Genomic DNA, 20983 nt, shown 5'->3' with positions numbered 1-20983 from the left:
TTATGTATAAATAAGGTACTGTATAACAAAGAACCACCTTAATTTAAATAAGGGTTTATATCAATTTGATATGAAGTTTAATGATAGATTTAACTTCTATTGTATAGTGTATATTTAAATTGATTAAAATTATTTTAAGAATATATTCTATTTTCTTAAAGATTATTGACAAATAAAAAAAATGAGATATACTTATAGATATTAATACCCCCTGGGGGTATAATGAAAATAGTATTCAAGCGGCTGAAATAAAAAATAGGGCTTATAAATATATAAAGTCTATAAAAAATATGAAAGGAGATTTAACATGAATAATATAGTAAAAAGAAGTTACAAAGTAACAGGAATGACATGTTCAGCCTGTGGTAAAGCTGCAGAAAGAGCTGTCAAAAAAATAGATGGCGTAGTCAGCCAAAGTGTAAATATGGCTACAGAAAAAATTAACATAGAATATGATAAAAATAAGGTTAGCTTTGAGGAATTGCAAAATGCAGTAAAAAAGGCAGGTTACAATTTATTAGAAGATGTTAGTTATAGCAAAATAGATTTTAAAATAGGTGGTATGACTTGCGCTTCTTGTGCAAAAGCAATAGAGAGAGCAGTCAATAAATTGGATGGAATACAAAGTATTAATGTAAATGTAGCTACCGAAAAAGCAACTATAAGTTATGATTCATCTAAGCTAAAATTAACCGCAATAAGAAATACTATTGAAAAAGCAGGATATAAAGTATTAGAAAAAAGTACAACTAGTAAATCAAACAATGTAGATGAAGATAAATTAAGAAAAGAAAAAGAAATGAAAACACTATTTATAAAGTTTTTAGTGGCAGTAGGATTTTCAATACCGCTATTTTATATAGCGATGGGACCTATGGTACCAAGTCCAATTGGACCGTGGCCAGTTCCAGATATTATAAACCCAATGACAAATTCTCTAAACTATGCTTTAATCCAAATAGTACTAGTAATACCAGTAATGATAGCTGGAAATAAATTCTACACTAATGGATTTAAAGCACTTATAAATAAAAGTCCAAATATGGATTCACTAGTAGCAATAGGAACATTAGCAGCATTTTTATATAGTTTATATACAACAGTCCAAATGGCTACTACAAATATGGTAGCAGGACATGAACATCACCAATTATATTATGAAAGTGCAGGTATAATAATAGCACTAATATTACTTGGTAAATATTTAGAATCGAGATCAAAAGGAAAAACAAGTGAAGCTATAAAAAAACTTATGGGTCTTCAACCTAAAACAGCAATAGTTATAAAAAGTGGAAAAGAAATAGAAATTCCAATAGAAGAAGTAGAAGTTGGAGATGTAATAATAGTTAAACCAGGAAGTAAGATACCAGTAGATGGTATAGTAATAGAAGGACATACTTCTGTAGATGAATCTATGCTTACAGGTGAAAGTATACCTGTAGAGAAAAGTGTAGGAGATAAAGTTACAGGAGCAAGTATAAATAAAAACGGTAGTATAAAGTTTAAAGCAGAAAAAGTTGGAGCAGATACAGCTTTATCTCAAATTATAAAATTAGTTGAAGATGCACAAGGTAAAAAAGCACCAATAGCAAAATTAGCAGATACTGTATCAGGATATTTTGTACCAACAGTTATAACAATAGCTGTAGTAACGGCATTACTTTGGTTTACAGTTGGAGGAAAAGGTGTAGAATTTGCACTTACAATATTTATATCAGTACTTGTAATAGCTTGCCCATGTGCACTAGGACTTGCAACACCTACAGCGATTATGGTAGGTACAGGTAAAGGTGCAGAAAATGGTATATTAATCAAAGGTGGAGAAGCATTAGAATTAGCACATAAGATAGATACTATAATATTTGATAAAACAGGAACAATAACAGAAGGGAAACCTAAAGTTACAGATATAGTAGTAGCTAACAATATTGATAAAGATTATTTATTAAAAATAGCAGCAAGTGCTGAAAAAGGTTCAGAACATCCACTAGGAGAAGCCATAGTAAGATTTGGTGAACAAAAAAATATTGGATTTATGAAAGTAGAGAAATTCAAAGCTATACCAGGTCATGGTATAGAGGTAACTATAGATAATAAAAATGTATTACTTGGAAATAAAAAGCTTATGGATGATAGAAAAATAAGCTTAGGAAATTTAAGTAATAAATCAGATGAATTAGCAATGCAAGGTAAAACACCTATGTATATAGCTTTAGGAAATGAATTAGGTGGAATAATAGCAGTAGCCGATGTAGTTAAAGAAAGTAGCAAAAGAGCAATAGATAAACTTCACAGCATGGGAATAAAAGTTGCTATGGTAACAGGAGACAACAAAAAAACTGCTGATGCAATAGCAAAAGAAGTTGGAATAGATATAGTACTTGCAGAAGTTTTACCACAAGATAAATCAAATGAAGTTAAAAAACTTCAACAACAAGGTAAATTCGTTGCAATGGTAGGAGATGGAATAAATGATGCTCCAGCATTAGCACAAGCAGATATAGGTATAGCAATAGGAAGTGGAACAGATGTAGCCATGGAATCTGCGGATATAGTTTTAATGAGAAGTGACTTAATGGATGTTCCAACAGCTATAAAATTAAGTAAAGAAACTATAAAAAATATAAAACAAAATCTATTCTGGGCATTTGCATACAACACAGTAGGAATACCAGTAGCAGCAGGTGTATTATATATGTTTGGTGGACCATTATTAAATCCAATGCTTGCAGCAGCGGCTATGAGTTTAAGCTCAGTATCTGTAATAACTAATGCACTTAGACTTAAAGGATTCAAAGCATATAAATAATATTCTAGTTAATATAAGTTGATTAGACAGATATAAAGTATGAACATTAAATTAACTTATGAAATACAAAATATTCTTTTACAAAATGAATTTACGTAAATATCCATAAAAGATGATTCCATAAATTTAAAGGTCAATGAAAAAAACTATAACTTTTATAATCATAAGGATAAAATGTATTTTTAATATAGTAAAAGATTAATAAATACCAAAGTGGTAAGATTATATCAAAATAAAATCATATATGGATTTTCAAGAGCTAGGGTAAAACCTAGCTCATTTTTATGTATAAATTTTTAAAAAATATTTTATAGAGAAAGCTTATCCAAGCATTTTACTATTTTATAATCTGTAAAATAGTAAAATGTTTGAATATATGCACCACTAAAATTAATTTATCGTAGATTTTCTTTTCTTAAATATATGCGATGATTTCTATATTCAAGTCCTTAATTATAGAAAATATCTATTTAACGTGGGAAAATTCCAATGTTATAATAATAACCAGAAAAAATAGGAGGGATATTATGAATAATATTGAACAAAAAGCAAAAGAAATAAGAAAAATAGGCGAAGGATACTTTGAAAGAGGAGAATTTTACTGTTCTGAAGCAGTAGTAAAAACTATAAATGACGCTTTAGGTAATCCTTTTAGTGATGATATAACTAAACTAGCATCAGGTTTTCCTATAGGAATAGGTAAAGCTGGATGTTTATGTGGAGCAGTAAGTGGTGGAGTAATGGCCCTAGGAATGGTATATGGTAGAAAACATGGAGAGCCTATGAATGAGGATATGTTTAAACGTTCATCTGGATTACATGACCACATAAAAGAACTTTACAAAAGCACTTGTTGTAGGGTTATGACTAGAAATTTTGAATTTGTATCAGAAGAAAGAAGACAACATTGTATAAAAATAACTGGTGAAGTTTGCGAATATGTAGCAAAAACTTTAATGGAAGATAATAAATTAAATAAATAGTCGAAGGATTTAGTTACTATGAAAGATAATTTTAAGAATATACCAATAGCATTATCAGCTATATCATTAGGTTTTATGGGATTGGGAACTGCCTTTGCAGGATTTAATATTTTATGGGTAAGACACATAGCAGTTTTATTTTCAGTAATTTGTTTAGGACTTATATTTTTAAAGTATGTTATGCACCCAAAAGTAGTTTTAGAAGAAATAAAACACCCTGTATTAGGAAGTGTTTATCCTACTGTCTGTATGACACTTATGGTTATAGCTGTCTATTTTAATGATTTTAATCATATGATAGGAAAAGGAACATGGGTATTTGCAATAGCTCTACATTTTATAATAAGTATATTTTTCTTTAAAGAAATGTTTAAAGAGTTTAAATTAGATAAAATGATACCAGGTTGGTTTATCCCTAGTGTAGGAATAGGAGTAGGAGCAGTTACCAGTGGTCCAATGAATATGCCTTTACTTTCGGACATTGTATTTTACTATGCATTAGCTATGTTTGTAATAATAACACCAGTTATGATTTATAGACTAAAAAAACATTCTAAATTACAAGGGCCTGCAAGATCTACAATAATGATATTTACAGCCCCAGCTAGTGTATGTTTAGCGGGTTGTTTAGCTACTAGCAGTATGGAAAATCAAATACTTGTAAGTATTCTTGCAATATTAACATACATATCTATTATTTATAGTTATGCATTATTACCACAACTTATAAGAGAAAAATCACTTCCACATTTAGCACCACTGACATTCCCATTATCTATAGGAGTTATAGCTTCTCAAAGATATGTAAAATATCTTGGAAATAAAAATTCAAATTTACAAGGGATATGCGAAGTATTATTATATGTTCAATGTGTAGTTGCCACTTTAGTTATAGCATATGTAGTAATTAAAGCTGTTTGTTTATTATTTAGTAAATTTAATAAAGTAGATGACAAAGGATTAAGTATATAAAGAAAGCAAGTGTAGTTTTTACACTTGTTTTTATCTGTCATTTTATATGAAAGAGTATAATTTGGATTTTGAATAAACGATTATTTATAGTCATTTTTATGTTAGTAAATAAATAAAAAACACATTTAATATTATAAAAATTTAAGGTAATAAAGATTTATTTAAGAATATAGAATTTCCATAGTTTAATTAAGTGTTTACTAGGTATAAATAAAATATACTTTAGCCTAGGGAGGTTTTACTATGAATAATGATAGAATATGTGGTTGCTGCAATGTGACTATTGAAGATATAATAAAAGCTAAAGAAAATGGATGCACAAGTGTTGAAGAGATAGTTAAAGAAACAAATGTAGGAAGAGCCTGTGGTAGATGCAAAGATAAAGCAGAGTTAATGATTTTAAAAGTACTTTTAAATAGACTTTATATAAAGTAATAATTGGCCATATTGATGAAAGATTCAATATGGTTTTTATTTTACAAAAAAATTATATTAGTTTTTAAGTATTAAATAATATATAATTTATGTGATATGATTGAAAAGAACACAATTAAGTAATTGAATAAAGTTTAAATAGGATTAAAGTGGGGGGCTTAAAGCTAATTAAATCATAGCTTTAAATTTTATATTGGGAGAATAATAATGATACTTAGAATAATTGTAAACATTATTTTGGCAGTAAATATATTTTTATATGGTATGGAAAATGATATATACTTCGACAAAGTAAGTTATCCAATATGTATAGCTTTAATTAGCATAAGCTTATCAGTTTATATGCTATACATAATCAAACTTAAAAATAAAAAAATACTATTAGGAAATATTTTATATATGATTATAGTAACCTACCTTTATCCTCCATCTTTAGTGATTTTGACATATATGATAACTGAATATATACAAGTTAAAGGCTATAAATGTAGGTATATTTTACTTTTTGTATATATAATGTTATCTATAAAGATAGGATTAAATTATAATGATATATTTATAGGAATAATTGCTAGTATTTTTACTTATGAAATTATGAGATATGAACAAAAAATCTTGAAAATAGAAAAAATTAACTATGATTTAAAAGAGAAAAACTATAACATTGAAGAAAGAAGAAAAAAAGAAAATCGTATAAGACATCAAAATGTTGAAGTTGTAAAAATCGAAGAAAGAAATATGATATCTCAAAAACTTCACGATAAGATAGGACATACTTTGGCAGGAAGTATAATGCAACTAGAAGCTTTAAAAATAGTAATTGTAAATGATAAAGAAAAAGGCAATGAAATGCTAGAAAGTATAATTACAAACTTAAGAAATGGTATGGATGATATAAGGCAAACTTTAAGAAAAATAAAGCCAGATCAATCGCAAGTTAATATAAATAATCTAAGGTTAATGTTAGAGGATTTTTCTAATAAATCTAATATAAATACTAAATTAAATATAGAAGGAGATTTAAATGAGATAAATTTAGTTTATTGGAAAGCTATAATAGAATGTTGTAGTGAAATATTGACAAACAGCATGAAATATTCCAATGGGGAATTAATTAACATTGACATTAGCGTATTAAATAAAATTATAAGATTACATATAAAAGATAATGGTTGTTATCAGGGTGAAATAAAAAAAGGAATGGGGTTATTAGGGATTGAAGAGAGAATCATCAATTTAGGTGGAGATATTTATTTTAATAATGAAGATGGATTTTCAAACCTAATAATACTTAAAAGGTGAGAAAATGATAAAATTAATTATAGTAGATGATGATGTTTTAATAAGAGAAAGTCTAAAAATAATAATAGGGATAGATAATGAAATTGAAGTAGTTAAAGCTTTGGAAAATGGGAAAGAATGTATAGATTTTTTAAGTGAAAATGAAGTAGATGTAGTACTTTTAGATATGAGAATGCCAGTGATGGATGGTGCAGAAGTGCTAGAGGAAATTAGCAAGAGGAATATAAAGGTTAAGGTATTAATACTTACAACTTTTGATGAAGAAAAACTAATAAGTAGTGCTATAAAGCATAAGACTAGTGGATATCTGCTAAAGAGTAGTAAGCCAGAGAAAATCATAAGTGGGATAAAATCTGTTTATCTTGGAAATGGTGTGTTTGAGTCTGATATAGTGTCAAAATTGGTAGTGGGTAGTAGTAATAAAAATGATAAGTCAGATGATGAGGGTTTAAATATTTATGGGTTAACAGATAGAGAAAAAGACATAGTAAGACTTATATCAAAAGGCTTATCAAATAAAGAAATTGCAAATAAGCTTTTTTTATCTGAAGGAACCATAAAAAATCATATAACATCTATTCTGTCTAAAATGGATTTGAAACATAGGACACAGATAGCTATAGAGTATTTAAATAGTAAAATACACTAATTACATAATTGATTTTGAAGGAAAACCACTTAGGTTTTCTTTTTTATTTAACAAGGAATTATTTTAAATGAAATTAGTAAATGATTAAGGTTATTTGATAATCATGAAATTTATGACTTTAGTCATGGTTAATCAATGACTATGTGTACTTAAGGAATTTATATATCTTTAATATAATTAAAATATAAACTAATGTAAATAAATGGGAGTGATATTTATGAAATATATTGAGATAAGTGGCTTATATAAACGTTTTGGGGATGTAAATGCTATAGAAAATTTAAATCTATATATAGAAAAGGGGGATATATTTGGCCTGCTTGGACCAAATGGAGCTGGAAAAAGTACAACAATAAATATACTTTGCCAACTACTAGAAAAAGATAGGGGAAGTATAAAAATATGTAATGAAGAGTTAAGAAGGAGTGATGCTAACATAAGAGGTAAGCTTGGGATAGTTCCTCAAGACTTAGCTATATTTGAAGATATGACAGCATTAGAAAATACAATGTTTTTTGGTAGCCTATATGGGCTAAGAGGAAAAGACTTAAAAGAAAAAGCATTAAAAGCTTTGGAATTTGTAGGATTAGAAGACACTAAAAAGTTAAGCAAGACTTTTTCAGGAGGAATGAAAAGAAGATTAAACATTGCTTGTGGAATAGTACACAATCCAGAGTTATTAATCTTAGATGAACCAACTGTTGGAATAGATCCACAATCAAGAAATCATATAATGAAATCTATAAAATTTCTAAATAAAAACGGATGCACAATAATATACACAACACATTATATGGAAGAAGTAGAAGCTATTTGCAATAATATCGCAATAATTGATAAAGGGAAGGTCATAGCAAGTGGAAGTAAGGAAAGCTTAAAATCAATTATTACAGATAAAAACAAGTTTGAAGTAATGGTTAATGATATTACAGAAATAAATGAAAAAGAGTTAATGGATATAAAAGGAATAGATAGTGTTGAATTTAAAGACAATAAAATTATTGTAAGTATAGATAGAGAAATTAATGGTTTAAATGAGTTCATACTTTATATAAGTAGTAAATCCATTAAAATTTTAGATATAAAAAGTAAGGCACTAACACTTGAAGATGTGTTCTTAAATCTCACAGGAAGAAAGCTTAGAGATTAAGGAGGAGGAAAAAATGAGTATAATACTATCTGCAATAAAAAGAAGTTTAAGAGATAAGAATACAATCATTGGTACTATATTTTTAGTTATAATGCTTCCTTATATATTCTCAATAATTTTTAGCTTTGATAGTGTAAAGGAAAGCCTTGATATAAGTATAGTAGGAAACAAAAATAGTGAAATAAACAAATCATATGTAAAAGCATTAGAAGAATTTGATAAAGAAAATGAGATGATAAGCTTAGATTATAAAATCTATAACAAAGAAGAACTTGATAAAAATATTGAAGAAGTAAATAAGAGTAATTTAACTGTAATTATAGATGATAAAAATAGGAATATAAAGTTTGAAGGAAGCAAAAAACTTAGTATGGGTGAAGAAGTTATTGAAGGGATTACAAAAGAATTTTTTAATTTAATGTCTGTATACGAATCAGTGGCCAAAGAAGGTGAAGTACCTAGTATAAGTAATAATTTAGTAAAGGTATCAGAATACAAAAGTGAAGGAAACAAAAACTTAATAGCAGAAGATATAGATTATGGTAAATACTTCAGTGTAGTCATGCTTCAAATGGCAATCCTTGCAGTAAGTGCTTGTTCTTTTAAAAATACCTTTTACATAAAAGAAAATATAGGAGAAAGGGCAAAGTCCTCTCCAATGAAAATATCTAAACTTATGTCACTAGAGTTAATAGGCTCATTCATAGTTATTTTTGGTCAAGGAATTATAATGTTACTTGCAATATCCATTTTATATGGTGTAAATATTACTAAACAAAATTTATTAGGAATGATAGCCTTGATAAGTGTACTTAGTATGCTTTCTGTTTGTATAGGACTATTTGCATCATCTATATGTAAGAAAAGAAGCGTTGGAGAAAATGTCTGCTCTATAATTGTAACTGTTATGGCTTTAGCTTCAGGCGAACTTATGCCGAAAATGGAACAATTTGCAAAAAATATTCCAATATTAAAGTTAAATCCATTTGTATGGATCAGTAAAGAATTTAATTCATTAGTAACTTTAAATTATAGTGAAAATTTATATACTGCATTAGGTGTTGGAATTATAGCATCTATTGTGTTAATGGCTATATCAATACTAATTTTAAGTAGAAAAGTGGTGAAATAATATGAAAAATATCATGATTATATTAAAGCATAATTTAAAATGTACTATGAAAGGGTGGTTTTGGTTAGTATTAATATTTCCAATAGCTATTAATATACTTGTTAGCGTGTTGGTTGATAAAGTAGACTCATCTCTAGAAGATTCAAATAATAGTTTTAATGTAGGGATATATACAAAAGACAATAGTGAAATAGTAGATGGTTTATTGCCACCAGATAAAGTAGGTAGTTTTTTTAAAGTTAGTAGTGTAAAAGAGCTTAAAGAAACTTTAGATAAAGGAGATATATCTGTTGGAGTCATAATAAATAGTAAAGATATATATAAAGATATAAAAACTAATAAAGAAGGAACAATAGAAGTCATTTCTCAAAGTAATTCAGGAAACAAAGAGTATATACTTAGCGTTATAAATACTGGAATTATGCAAATTCAATCTTTTGGAGATAACAAAGGTGAATACCTAAAATTATATAAAGAATATGAAAAGAATAGCTATAAATTTACTTATGAAAATAGTGATTTATCGTATGCTTTCCATTATATAATCATGTTTGGTTTATTTGAAATAGCATTTTTAATTATAGGAGGAAGATGTATAGCACCATTATTAAAAGAAAGGGAGCTCAAAATAGACAGGAGAATTTTAATGTCTAAGATAAGTAAGGTAGAATATACATTAGGACACATATTAGGATGCTTTGTATTATTGTTGTTTCAAGGTGTAACTTTAGTAGCTACTTTTTATATACTAAATCCACAGTTTGATATTAACTTAATATGGATGATGCTACTATCGTTTGCATTATCCATTGTAGGGATAGCAGTAGCTTTAGTAGTTTTAAGTATATCTAATAATTCAACAATGTATTATACACTACTTTCTGTAATAGTAACTCCAATGTGCTTATTAAGTGGTGGATTTCTTCCTATAGAATTTATGCCAGAATCAGTTCAACATTTTTCACTGATTTTACCACTAACTTGGATAAATTCAGCATTTAAAAAGATTATTATGGAGGGGAGTTATTTAAGTATAGGGTTAGATTTATTAGCAGCAGTATCAATATCATTAGTATTAATTATGCTATATTTAGTATTAGAACGTAAAAGGAAAAATAAATTAACTTGTTAAATAATATAATTAAGAATAGATAAGTTTTTATTTATATTAATTTAATATTAGATACCACTTTTTCATAAATAAACTGAAGCTAATATTTAAGACAGTTTATAATGGATAGGTGGTTTTTATTTTTGTAATAAAATATAATAAAAGATAGTTTTACTTAAAATAAATATAATTCTAAAGAGGAGACAAGGTGATTAATAATATAAATAGTAATTCATATAGCAATTTATCTAAAGCAGTATTAACAAATAGAAATAATCAAGCTAAGACAATACAAGATAAGTCAGCAATAAAAATAGATTTAGAGGCAGTATCAAAGGAACAATTTGCTAAATTAAATAAATCTCAAAAAGAAGAAGTAGCAAATTTATTAAAGCGAATTCAAGGAGAAATAGCAAAGGCAGAAATAATAGCAGTAAAAATAGTTAAGGGAGAGACATTAAATTTTGAAGAAAAAAAGTTTATAAAAGAAAAATATCCAGATTTAAAGCAAGTAGCAGAAGAATCTGCAAAAGAGGTAAAAGAATTAAAGCATGAAATAAAAAATTTAAAAAGTGAAGATCAAAAACAACAAGTAATATCAAAAGCAATAAATAATATAAAACTAATGAATAAAAAGGGAATACTTTCTGAGGTACAAACTAAAATTAAAATGTCAGGAATAGAAGAAGTTGAAAAGTTCATAAAGAATATTCAAAAAGAACTTAAAAAGTCAGAAATGATAGCAGTAAAAATAGTTAAAGGAGAGAGATTAAATTCTGAAGAAAAAAAGTTCATAAAAGAAAAATATCCAGATTTAAAGCAAGTAGCAAAAGAATCTGAAAAAGAAGTAAAAGAATTAAAGCATGAAATAAAAAACTTAAAAAGTGAAGAACAAAAACAACAAGCAATATCAAAAGCAATAAACAATATAAAACTAATGAATAAAAAAGGAATACTTTCTGAAGCACAAACTAGAATTAAAATGTCAGGAATAGAAGAAGTTGAAAAGTTCATAAAGAATATTCAAAAAGAACTTAAAAAGTCAGAAATAATAGCTATCAAAATGATTAAAAGTGAGAAATTAACTATTGAAGAAAAAAATTTTATAAATGAAAAGTACCCAGAGTTAAGACATGAAGTAGAAAAATATATAAAGAAAAGTAATAGCTTAAAGGAACAATTAAAGTTATGTAAAAATGAAGAAGAAAGGCAACAAATAGTATCAAAAGAAATTAAGAATATAGAAAATATGAGCAGTAAAGGCATTATTTCAGAAAGTGAATTAAAAATAAATATGGCAGCAATAGAAGAAGCTGTCATATTTATAAAAGATAGCAAATTAGAAATAAATAAAGAAGAAAGAGAAAATGATAAAGGTAAGTTATTAAAGTTTATTATAAATCCATATTTCTATGTAGGTACAGTTTCAGATAATCTATCAAGCATATTTATTATCATAGCAATAATAACAATTATTTATCTGTTTTTATAAACATGCTATTCATATTAAAGAAGAGTATTTTTATTTATAGCGTTACAAGAGTTTAGTTGCAATAGATGATTAATAATCCTATAGATTTATACATAAAAGACGTATATAGAATATATAGACATCAAAATAGTTAGTAGAGAAAATTGGAGGATTATAATGGGACTTTCAGAAAATACAAGCCAAACGAAAATACTTTTAGAGTCTGGCACTAATGAACTTGAGATTATGGAGTTTACAATTTCAGGTGAAGTATTTGGTATAAATGTAGCAAAAGTACGTGAAATTTTAATGGCTCAAGAAGTAAAGAAAATGCCAAATTCACATGACGTTGTAGAAGGTGTATTTAAGCCAAGAGATGAGATTATCACGGTTATAGACCTTGGAAAATATTTAAATCTTCCTAAGCCAAAAGATATAGGACATGATATATTTATCGTTACTCATTTTAACAAGTTAAACTTTGCATTCCGTGTAAATTCAGTAGTTGGGATTGATAGAGTTTCTTGGAAAGATATAAAAAAACCAGATAGAGTTATATATGGTGGAGATGAAGGCGCAGCAACAGGTATTGCAGAATACAAGGATAGACTTATAACTATATTAGATTTTGAAAAAATAATTGCAGAAATTAGTCCGGAATCAAGTATTCAATTTGAAGCTATAGAAAAATTAGGCGATCGTAAATGTAATGATAAAACTATTTTAATAGTAGAAGATTCAATGTTACTTTCAAAACTTATAATCGAGTGTTTACACAAAGCAGGCTATAAAAACACAGTTAAGGCAGATAATGGACAAGAAGCATGGGATTATTTATTAGAAGTAAAAACTTGTGGTGACCCAATTGAAAATCATGTTTCTTGTATAGTATCAGATATTGAAATGCCTCTAATGGATGGTCATAGGCTAACAAAACTTGTTAAAGAAGACAGTGTTTTAAAAGATATTCCACTAATACTATTCTCATCTTTAATAAGTGAAGAAATACGTATTAAAGGTCAGGCACTTGGAGCGGATGAACAGATAACTAAGCCAGAAATAGTTAATCTTGTTAGCATTATAGATAGATTAACAGAAAAATAATAAGGAAAAATTAAATAGGGTTAAGTAAAATACATTTTAAATATATCAAATATAAGAAAATATTATCATAAGCGTATGATAATATTTTTTTATTTATTTTAAAATATATAAAAAAATTTATAAAATAAAAATATATTGACTATAAAAAATTAGATGATATAATAATTATATAAATCAAGTGATAATAATTATTAATAACAAAAAATAATGATAATAATTACATAAATAACAACACGGAGGAATGACATGAAAAGATTAAAATCATTAGTAGTATTAGGTGTAACAATAGCTACTCTTGGAATTGTTACTGGTTGTTCGGGAAACAGTAACAATGAAGATAGTAATAAAAAAGAAGAAACAAGAGTAGTACAATCCGTAAAAGGGGAGGTAGAAATACCAGCAGATCCTAAAAGAATAGTTGATATATCTGGAAGTAGTGAGGAGCTAGTTTTACTAGGTCACACTCCAGTAGCTACAGCAAATGTAGATTCATATGAAACAGATAAAGTTCCATCATACGTAGAGGATAAGTTAGGAAAGTCAAAAGTAGTTGGTCACTCAATGATGGATACTATGGATATAGAAGCAATATTAGCATCTAATCCAGATTTAATAATAATGGCACCAAGACAAGAAAAGATATATGATCAATTAAAAGAAGTAGCTCCAGTAGTTATGCTAAAAGATGAAGCAAATGATTGGGAAGCTAAACTTAAAGATGTAGCTAAGTTATTTGGACAAGAAGAAGAAGCTCAAAAATGGTTAGATAGCTACTATACAAAAGCTAAAAAATTAGGTGATGAAATAAAGAAAGCTAATGGGGACAAAACATACTTAACAGTATTAGCTAGTCAAGGTCAATTTATGGTATTTACTGAAGGTGGTATAGGCACAATATTAAAAGATGATATGGGATTACCTCAACCTGCTAATATGCCTAAGCAAGATGGAATAACTTTACCAACTGTTACTATGGAAGGTTTAACAGAGATAGATGCAGACCATATAATAGTTATAGCTACAGATTCAGATAAAGCCGATTTAGAAAAAAGTACAGTATGGCCAGAAATTAGAGCTGTAAAAGAAGGTAACGTAACAATACTTGATGCAAGTCCATACTTTAGTCAAGCATACAATCCAATAGGAAGAGAATTATTATTACAATCAATAAAAGATGAAGTTGTAAAATAATATAAGTATATAAAGTAGGTGGTAAAAGGATATAACTTTTGTCACCTACTATTTAATTTATAGAGAATTAATTTCAATTAAAAAATAATTACAATTAAATTTTATGGGTATATTTAAAAGAGTATTTCAGTTAAATTTAATCTAAGGAGGAACTATGAAAAAATTAAGCAAAAAAACTTTAGCTTATTCATTTATGCTTATAGGAATAATATTGCTTATAGCTGGAATAGTTATGTCTATTTCACTAGGAGCAAAAGATATAGATTTTCAAACAATAATACATAGCATATTTACAAATAGTAATGATGTAAGTATTAAGATAGTTAGAGATGTTAGGATACCAAGAGCTATTTGTGCAGCTCTTGTTGGAGGATTCTTAGCAGTGGCTGGAGCTATAATGCAAGGTATAACTAGAAACCCTATTGCAGAGCCATCTGTAATGGGTATAACACAAGGTGCTACATTTATGATAGCAGTAGCTTTTGTATTACAAAGAATATACAAAAATTTAGTTATAGGAAGTTTTGGGTTGATGGTATTTGCATTTTTAGGTGCTAGTATAAGTGGACTTTTAGTTTATTTTATAAGCTCAAGGTCGGCAAGGAAAGTAGATCCAGTAAAGCTTGCTCTTGCAGGAACTGCATTAGGTACTTTACTTATATCATTAGCTATGGGAATCTCAATGTACTTCAACTTATCTCAACAGCTAAGCTTTTGGATTTCTGGAGGACTAGTTAGTGCTAAGTGGGAAGGTGTTAAACTACTAGCTATAGTAGGAGGAACTGCATTTATAGGGGCTATGTTTATGGCACCTAAGATAACTATTTTAAGTTTAGGAGAAGAAGTTGCCATAGGATTAGGACAAAGAACAAATGCAGTTAGGTTTGTGAGTTTAATAATAGTAATATTTTTAACTGGAGCATCTGTTTCTGTGGCTGGAAATATAGTATTTGTAGGATTAATAGTTCCTCAAATTGCTAAAAGAGTAGTAGGAGCGGACTATAAATATATAATACCTAGTTCAATGATATTAGGTTCAGTTTTACTTGTATATAGTGATATTATGGCTAGAATGATTAATCCTCCTTATGAAACACCGATAGGTTCTTTAACAGCATTATTAGGAGTTCCTATGTTTATATACCTTGTTAGAAAGGATACAAAATAGATTATGAATATAAAAAAGAATAAAAAATTTATTATGATTATAGGCATTTTAATGGTATTAATATTTGCTACATTTTTAGTTAGTTTAAATATGGGATCGCTGTCTATAGAGCCATTAGATGTTATAAAAACTTTAGTAGGACAAGGATCTAAAAGTCATGAAATTGCTATATTTAAACTACGATTACCTAGAATTGTGATTGGAATTCTAGTTGGAACAGCTTTGGCAATAGCAGGTACTATTTTACAAGGTGTTACTAAGAATGATTTGGCAGACTCAGGAATACTAGGAATAAATTCAGGAGCTGCATTATTCGTTGTCATATACATTTATATTATGAATGGAAATGTATATGATGGTATAAGTAATATGACTATATTTACAATGCCAATAGTTGCATTATCAGGAGCTATATTTGGAGCATTTTTAATTTATATACTTGCATGGAAAAACGGAATAAATTCATCTAGATTATTGTTAATAGGTATAGGTATAAATGTAGCATTTACATCATTACTTACGATATTCCAATTAAGATTTACAACACAAGAATTTAATAGAGTAATGGCGTGGACTTCAGGAAGTATATGGGGAGCAAGTTGGAAATATGTATTATCAGTTTTACCTTTTATATTAATATTTACTTTGCTTACAATATATAAATCTAGATATTTAGATGTACTAAATTTAGGAGATGAAGTGGCAACAGGGTTAGGTATAGAGGTTGAAAAAGAGAGAAGAAGATTAATAATATATGCTGTAATATTAGCAGGTGTAGCGACTTCTGTAGCAGGAAGTATAGGCTTTTTAGGATTAGTTGCACCGCATATAGCTAGAAAATTAGTTGGGCCTAAGCATAAAAAGTTAATTCCTACAGCTGCACTTGTGGGAAGTTTAATTTTACTAGTGTCTGACACTATAGCTAGAAATTTAATAGCACCTATGGAAATCCCTGTAGGAATAGTAGTAGCAATAATAGGTGTTCCATACTTTATTTATCTGATGCTATCAGAATAAATAATTTCATTTTAAATAATCGAAATAATTAACCAAAGGAGATAAAAATGAACTGTATAAATACTAAAGATTTAAATATTTCATATGGAAATTTAGATATAGTAAAAGATTTAAATTTAGACATACCAAAAGGAAAAATAACTACGATAATAGGGTCTAATGGATGTGGAAAATCAACTATATTAAAAACTATAGCTAGAATTATACAACCTAAAAGTGGTGACATATATATAAATGATAAAAATATAAAGGAACAAAGTCCAAAAGAATTAGCAAAAACTATGGCAGTTCTTCCACAAAGTCCTCAGGCTCCAAGTGGCCTTACTGTAGAGGAGTTAATAGCTTATGGAAGATTTCCTCATCAAAGGGGATTTGGTAAATTAAAAAAAGAAGACAATGATATAGTTACATGGGCATTAAAGTCAACGGGAATAGAGGAATTTAGAGATAGACCGATGGAAGCCTTATCTGGAGGTCAAAGACAAAGAGCTTGGATTGCCATGGCACTAGCTCAACAAACAGATATACTTATACTTGATGAGCCAACAACATATTTAGACTTAGCTCACCAATTAGAAGTATTAAAGTTATTAGAAGAATTAAACAGAAAACAGGGAACAACTATTGTTATGGTAATACATGAACTTAACAATGCAGCTAGGTTTGCAGACTATATGATAGGTGTTAAAAAGGGTAAAATAGCATGTCAAGGTAGTGCACATGAGGTTATGACAAAGGAAAATCTTAAAGAGTTATTTAATATAGATGCTGAGATTGTTGAAGATCCTAGAACTCAAAAACCAGTATGTATAACTTATGACATGGTGGTATAGGAGTAATTTATGGAAAGTCAACAAGCTTTAAAAGAAGATAAAATAGGAAGGTTACTACTTAAGTATTCAGTACCTGCTATATTAGCAATGATGGTAACATCTTTATATAATACAGTAGATAGAGCTTTTATAGGTTCTATTAAGGATGTAGGAGCACTTGCTATATCTGGACTTGGAGTGACAATGCCTTTATTTACAATACTAGGAGCATTTTGTGTAGGAATTGCTATTGGAGGAAGTACTAATATATCTATAAAGCTCGGTGAAGGTAATAAAGAAGAAGCTGAAAGGATATTAGGAAATACATTTGCTTTAGAAATAGTTGTTGCTATAGCAATAATGATAATAGGAGCATTCTTTTTAGATGATATACTTTATATGTTTGGAGCTAGTATTGATACTATTAAATACGCAAGAGATTATATGAGTGTAATATTCTTTGGTACATGGTTTAATTTGCCAGGGTTTGCACTTAATAGTGCTATAAGGGCAGAAGGAAGACCTAAGCTAGCTGCTACAATGATGATAATAAGTTGTATTCTTAATCTAATATTAGACCCTATATTTATATTTGGATTTGATATGGGAATAAAAGGTGCAGCTATAGGAACTATAATGTGTCAACAGTTAGTATTTATATGGTCTACCTATTATTTTACACTAGGAAAATCAAATCTTAAGCTAAAAATCAAAAATATTAGGCTAGAAAAAAGACTTTTAAAAGCTATTATATTAATAGCATTAACTCCATTTTTTATGGAACTAGCATCAGGTTCTATACATTTAGTAACAAACAGAGTACTGAAAATATACGGTGGAGACTTAGCAATAGGAGCTATGACAACCATAACATCTATATACTTGATTTTCTTAATGCCTGTATTTGGGCTAAGCCAAGGAATGCAAACTATAATTGCATATAATTATGGAGCTAAGCAATATGACCGTACTAAAAAGACATTGTTAATAGCTATGATAGTAGCAACAATAATATTAACTTTTGGTTTTATACTTATTAGACTATTCCCAGAGTTATTTATTAGTATATTTACAAAAGATAGTAAACTTACTGAATTAGCTATGAATGGAATAAGTATTTATACATTTACATTGCCAATAACAGCTATTACCATTTTAGGAGCAGTATATTTCCAATCAATTGGTAGTGCAAAGATATCTATGTTCCTAAGCTTATTAAGGCAAGTAATAATATTGATACCTGTTATACTTGTAGTACCTAGAATATACGGATTAAATGGAGTATGGTCATCACAACCGATAGCAGATATAATTGCTATGATTATAGTAGGTATATTTTTATTAAAAGAATTTAAAAAAGTAAAAAACATTTAAAAGTAAACACCCATATCAATATTTGATAGGGTGTTTTTATAACTACAATAAAATGGTAGTTACAAAAAAGTGCCTAATTGTTAATGTCAATTAAATTTGTTATATTAAACATATAAATATAATGAAAGGATTTTAAGTATTAAATGTACTTAGAAATAGGCATAAGATTATGACTGATAAATTAACTTACAAAATACAAAATTTACTTCTTACAAATGAATATACAGATATAAAAGTAAGCAGCAAAGTAAATGGTGAAGAAATGAATATAAAAGAGGCTAATATAAAATTTAGATATGAGCCTAAAGAAGATAAAGGATATCTAAGTTTTGGAGAATGTAAAAATACTACTGTATGTGAAGTAGAAGACAGTGCTATAGATGAGATAGTAGTATATGATGATTCTTTACGTATAGAAACAAAAGAAAAGACATATTACTGTTATAAAGATAGCGATAAGATGTATTTTTAATAATATAACGTTTAGTTAGGTAATGAATAAAATTTAATCTAAAAGTATTAAAGGTAAAAGAAGATGCTACCATAGTCTTATGATAATATCTTCTTTTATTTTTATTCGGAATCAAAAAACTCTAAAATCTCACTCTAAAAATAATAACTATGGACAAGTTAAATTATATTTTTAGCAAAAGGAATTTTATATAATTGTGATATTGTTTTAAGTTTAAATAATTTACAAATAAAATATTATATTATATAATATAATAAAATAATCAAGCTAATAATTAAAATGTGCTTATAAATTAAGATTATATGCTGGATAAGAAGTGAGCTTTAAGCTTGCAACTTATCCAGCTTTTTATATCATAAATAAGTTATTAACATAAGGAGGAAAGAGAATATGAGTGTTTTTGTGAAAGAAAAATCTTTTTATAAAGATGTACTAAAAATTAGCATACCGATAGCTATGCAGGGACTTATAAATGTTGGTGTAAGTATGACAGATACTATGATGTTAGGCTCTTTTGGGGAGATAACACTATCAGCAGCATCCTTAGCGAATCAATTTTGTTTTATATTTTTAATTATTAACTTTGGACTAGGTGGAGGAGCAGGTGTATTATCTGGTCAATTTTGGGGCAAGAAGGATATAAATTCCATTAACAAAGTATTATCAATATTGATAAGAGCTAGTATAGCTTTTGCTATAATTTTCTTAAGTTTATCACAGTTTATGCCAGATAAAATAATGTCTATATATACTAGTGAATTACCTGTGGCAGATCAAGGAGTAATGTACCTTAAGATAATATCATTATCATTTATATTCCAAGGAATATCTACTACAGTAAATATTTTGTTTAGAACAGTAGGGTCAGTTAAAGTTGCTTTATTTGCATCTTTAACATCTTTTGGATTTAATATTTTTCTAAATTGGGTTTTAATATTTGGTAAATTAGGCGCACCAGAACTTGGAATACAAGGAGCAGCAATAGCTACTCTTATAGCTAGAATTATAGAATTTACAGTGGTAGTTACTTACTTATTTAAGATAGATAAAAAACTTAACTTCAAATTAAAGTATTTACTTACTTTAGATAAAGAGCTACTTAAAAGTTATATAAAAATAGGTGGACCTGTTTTAGTAAGTGATCTTATACTTGCTCTTGGTCTTAACATGGTATCTGTAATAATGGGTAGAATGGGTTCAGACATGGTGGCAGCTAACAGTATATCTGCTGTTGTCCTACAGTTTACTAATGTATTTTTAATGGGTGTATCTAATGCAAGTGGAGTTATTACAGGCAATACTATAGGTAAAGGAGATTATGAATCAGCATATAAAAGAGCTGTTACGTTCTTGGCTATGGCTATTATATTAGGGGGATGTTCAGGAGTAGTTATATTTAGCCTTAAATATATTGTAATAGATTTTTATAATATATCAGATTATACTAAATCTATTGCCTATCAATTAATGAACTCAACGTCAGTTTTAGTAGTATTTATGTCTGTAGCAACACTTCTTACAAAAGGGGTACTTAGAGCTGGTGGAGATACTAAGTTTTTAATGATTGCGGATGTATTATTTTTATGGATTATATCTATTCCACTAGGATATGTAGCTGGGATTGTTTTAGAATTACCTCCAGGAATAGTTCTTATTGTATTAAAATCAGATGAGATTTTAAAGGGAATTTGGTGTGTGTTTAGATTATTTAGCAAAAAGTGGATTAGAGATATTGATTATAAAGAAAAAGATAATAAAAATCTAGAGGCTTGTGTTAACAATTAATATATAAAAAGATACTACAATAAATTATGTAGTATCTTTTTTGTAT

Annotated in this window: 18 protein-coding genes; all 18 read left to right on the top strand. The window is 27.8% G+C overall.

The genetic code is table 11. The features are described 5' to 3' along the window. Window positions 1-307 precede the first annotated feature (307 nt). A complete protein-coding gene (locus I1959_RS08585; protein ID WP_195237938.1) occupies window positions 308-2809 on the top strand; it encodes a heavy metal translocating P-type ATPase in 2502 nt (833 codons plus the stop codon). A gap of 527 nt (window positions 2810-3336) precedes the next feature. Further along, window positions 3337-3792 (top strand): C-GCAxxG-C-C family protein, encoded by a 456-nt coding sequence (locus I1959_RS08580; RefSeq protein ID WP_092922828.1) that lies wholly within the window; start codon window positions 3337-3339, stop codon window positions 3790-3792. Between the two features lie 18 nt (window positions 3793-3810). Further along, entirely contained in the window at window positions 3811-4764 is a 954-nt protein-coding gene (locus I1959_RS08575; protein WP_195237936.1) for a TDT family transporter, read from the top strand. A gap of 243 nt (window positions 4765-5007) precedes the next feature. Further along, complete coding sequence (locus tag I1959_RS08570) at window positions 5008-5199, top strand: (2Fe-2S)-binding protein (RefSeq protein ID WP_092922834.1); 192 nt, start codon at window positions 5008-5010, stop codon at window positions 5197-5199. Between the two features lie 207 nt (window positions 5200-5406). Then, entirely contained in the window at window positions 5407-6501 is a 1095-nt protein-coding gene (locus tag I1959_RS08565; protein ID WP_092922837.1) for a sensor histidine kinase, read from the top strand. A 4-nt stretch (window positions 6502-6505) separates the two neighbouring features. Next, window positions 6506-7150 (top strand): response regulator, encoded by a 645-nt coding sequence (locus tag I1959_RS08560; protein ID WP_092922840.1) that lies wholly within the window; start codon window positions 6506-6508, stop codon window positions 7148-7150. A gap of 217 nt (window positions 7151-7367) precedes the next feature. Continuing rightward, on the top strand, window positions 7368-8300 hold the full coding sequence (locus I1959_RS08555; protein ID WP_092922843.1) for an ABC transporter ATP-binding protein: 933 nt from the start codon (window positions 7368-7370) through the stop codon (window positions 8298-8300). A gap of 13 nt (window positions 8301-8313) precedes the next feature. Continuing rightward, window positions 8314-9432 (top strand): ABC transporter permease, encoded by a 1119-nt coding sequence (locus I1959_RS08550; protein ID WP_195237934.1) that lies wholly within the window; start codon window positions 8314-8316, stop codon window positions 9430-9432. A gap of 1 nt (window position 9433) precedes the next feature. Further along, complete coding sequence (locus tag I1959_RS08545; RefSeq protein WP_166504802.1) at window positions 9434-10564, top strand: ABC transporter permease; 1131 nt, start codon at window positions 9434-9436, stop codon at window positions 10562-10564. Between the two features lie 187 nt (window positions 10565-10751). Further along, entirely contained in the window at window positions 10752-12035 is a 1284-nt protein-coding gene (locus I1959_RS08540) for a hypothetical protein (protein WP_195237932.1), read from the top strand. A gap of 156 nt (window positions 12036-12191) precedes the next feature. After that, entirely contained in the window at window positions 12192-13118 is a 927-nt protein-coding gene (locus I1959_RS08535) for a chemotaxis protein (RefSeq protein ID WP_092922854.1), read from the top strand. A 246-nt stretch (window positions 13119-13364) separates the two neighbouring features. Beyond that, window positions 13365-14309: an iron-hydroxamate ABC transporter substrate-binding protein gene (locus tag I1959_RS08530; protein WP_092922857.1), complete on the top strand. Its 945-nt coding sequence runs from the start codon at window positions 13365-13367 to the stop codon at window positions 14307-14309. 154 nt (window positions 14310-14463) lie between these two features. Further along, entirely contained in the window at window positions 14464-15477 is a 1014-nt protein-coding gene (locus I1959_RS08525) for a FecCD family ABC transporter permease (RefSeq protein ID WP_195237930.1), read from the top strand. A 3-nt stretch (window positions 15478-15480) separates the two neighbouring features. Next, window positions 15481-16494: a FecCD family ABC transporter permease gene (locus tag I1959_RS08520; protein WP_195237928.1), complete on the top strand. Its 1014-nt coding sequence runs from the start codon at window positions 15481-15483 to the stop codon at window positions 16492-16494. A 47-nt stretch (window positions 16495-16541) separates the two neighbouring features. Beyond that, window positions 16542-17327, top strand: coding sequence for an ABC transporter ATP-binding protein (locus tag I1959_RS08515; RefSeq protein ID WP_195237926.1), 786 nt, complete (start codon window positions 16542-16544; stop codon window positions 17325-17327). A gap of 9 nt (window positions 17328-17336) precedes the next feature. After that, window positions 17337-18680, top strand: a complete 1344-nt coding sequence (locus I1959_RS08510) for an MATE family efflux transporter (protein WP_195237924.1) — start codon at window positions 17337-17339, stop codon at window positions 18678-18680. Window positions 18681-18849: 169 nt separating this feature from the next. Then, the gene (locus I1959_RS08505) at window positions 18850-19152 is read left to right on the top strand and encodes a hypothetical protein (RefSeq protein WP_092922873.1); all 303 of its coding nucleotides are present in this window, start codon (window positions 18850-18852) and stop codon (window positions 19150-19152) included. A 390-nt stretch (window positions 19153-19542) separates the two neighbouring features. Beyond that, complete coding sequence (locus tag I1959_RS08500) at window positions 19543-20937, top strand: MATE family efflux transporter (RefSeq protein ID WP_092922876.1); 1395 nt, start codon at window positions 19543-19545, stop codon at window positions 20935-20937. Window positions 20938-20983 lie beyond the last annotated feature (46 nt).

The organism is Romboutsia sp. 1001285H_161024_C4 (assembly GCF_015550185.1).
Classification (GTDB): Bacteria; Bacillota; Clostridia; order Peptostreptococcales; family Peptostreptococcaceae; genus Romboutsia_C; species Romboutsia_C hominis.
Note: the sequence above shows the minus strand (reverse complement) of the source record. Positions and strands in the feature narration are given on the sequence as shown.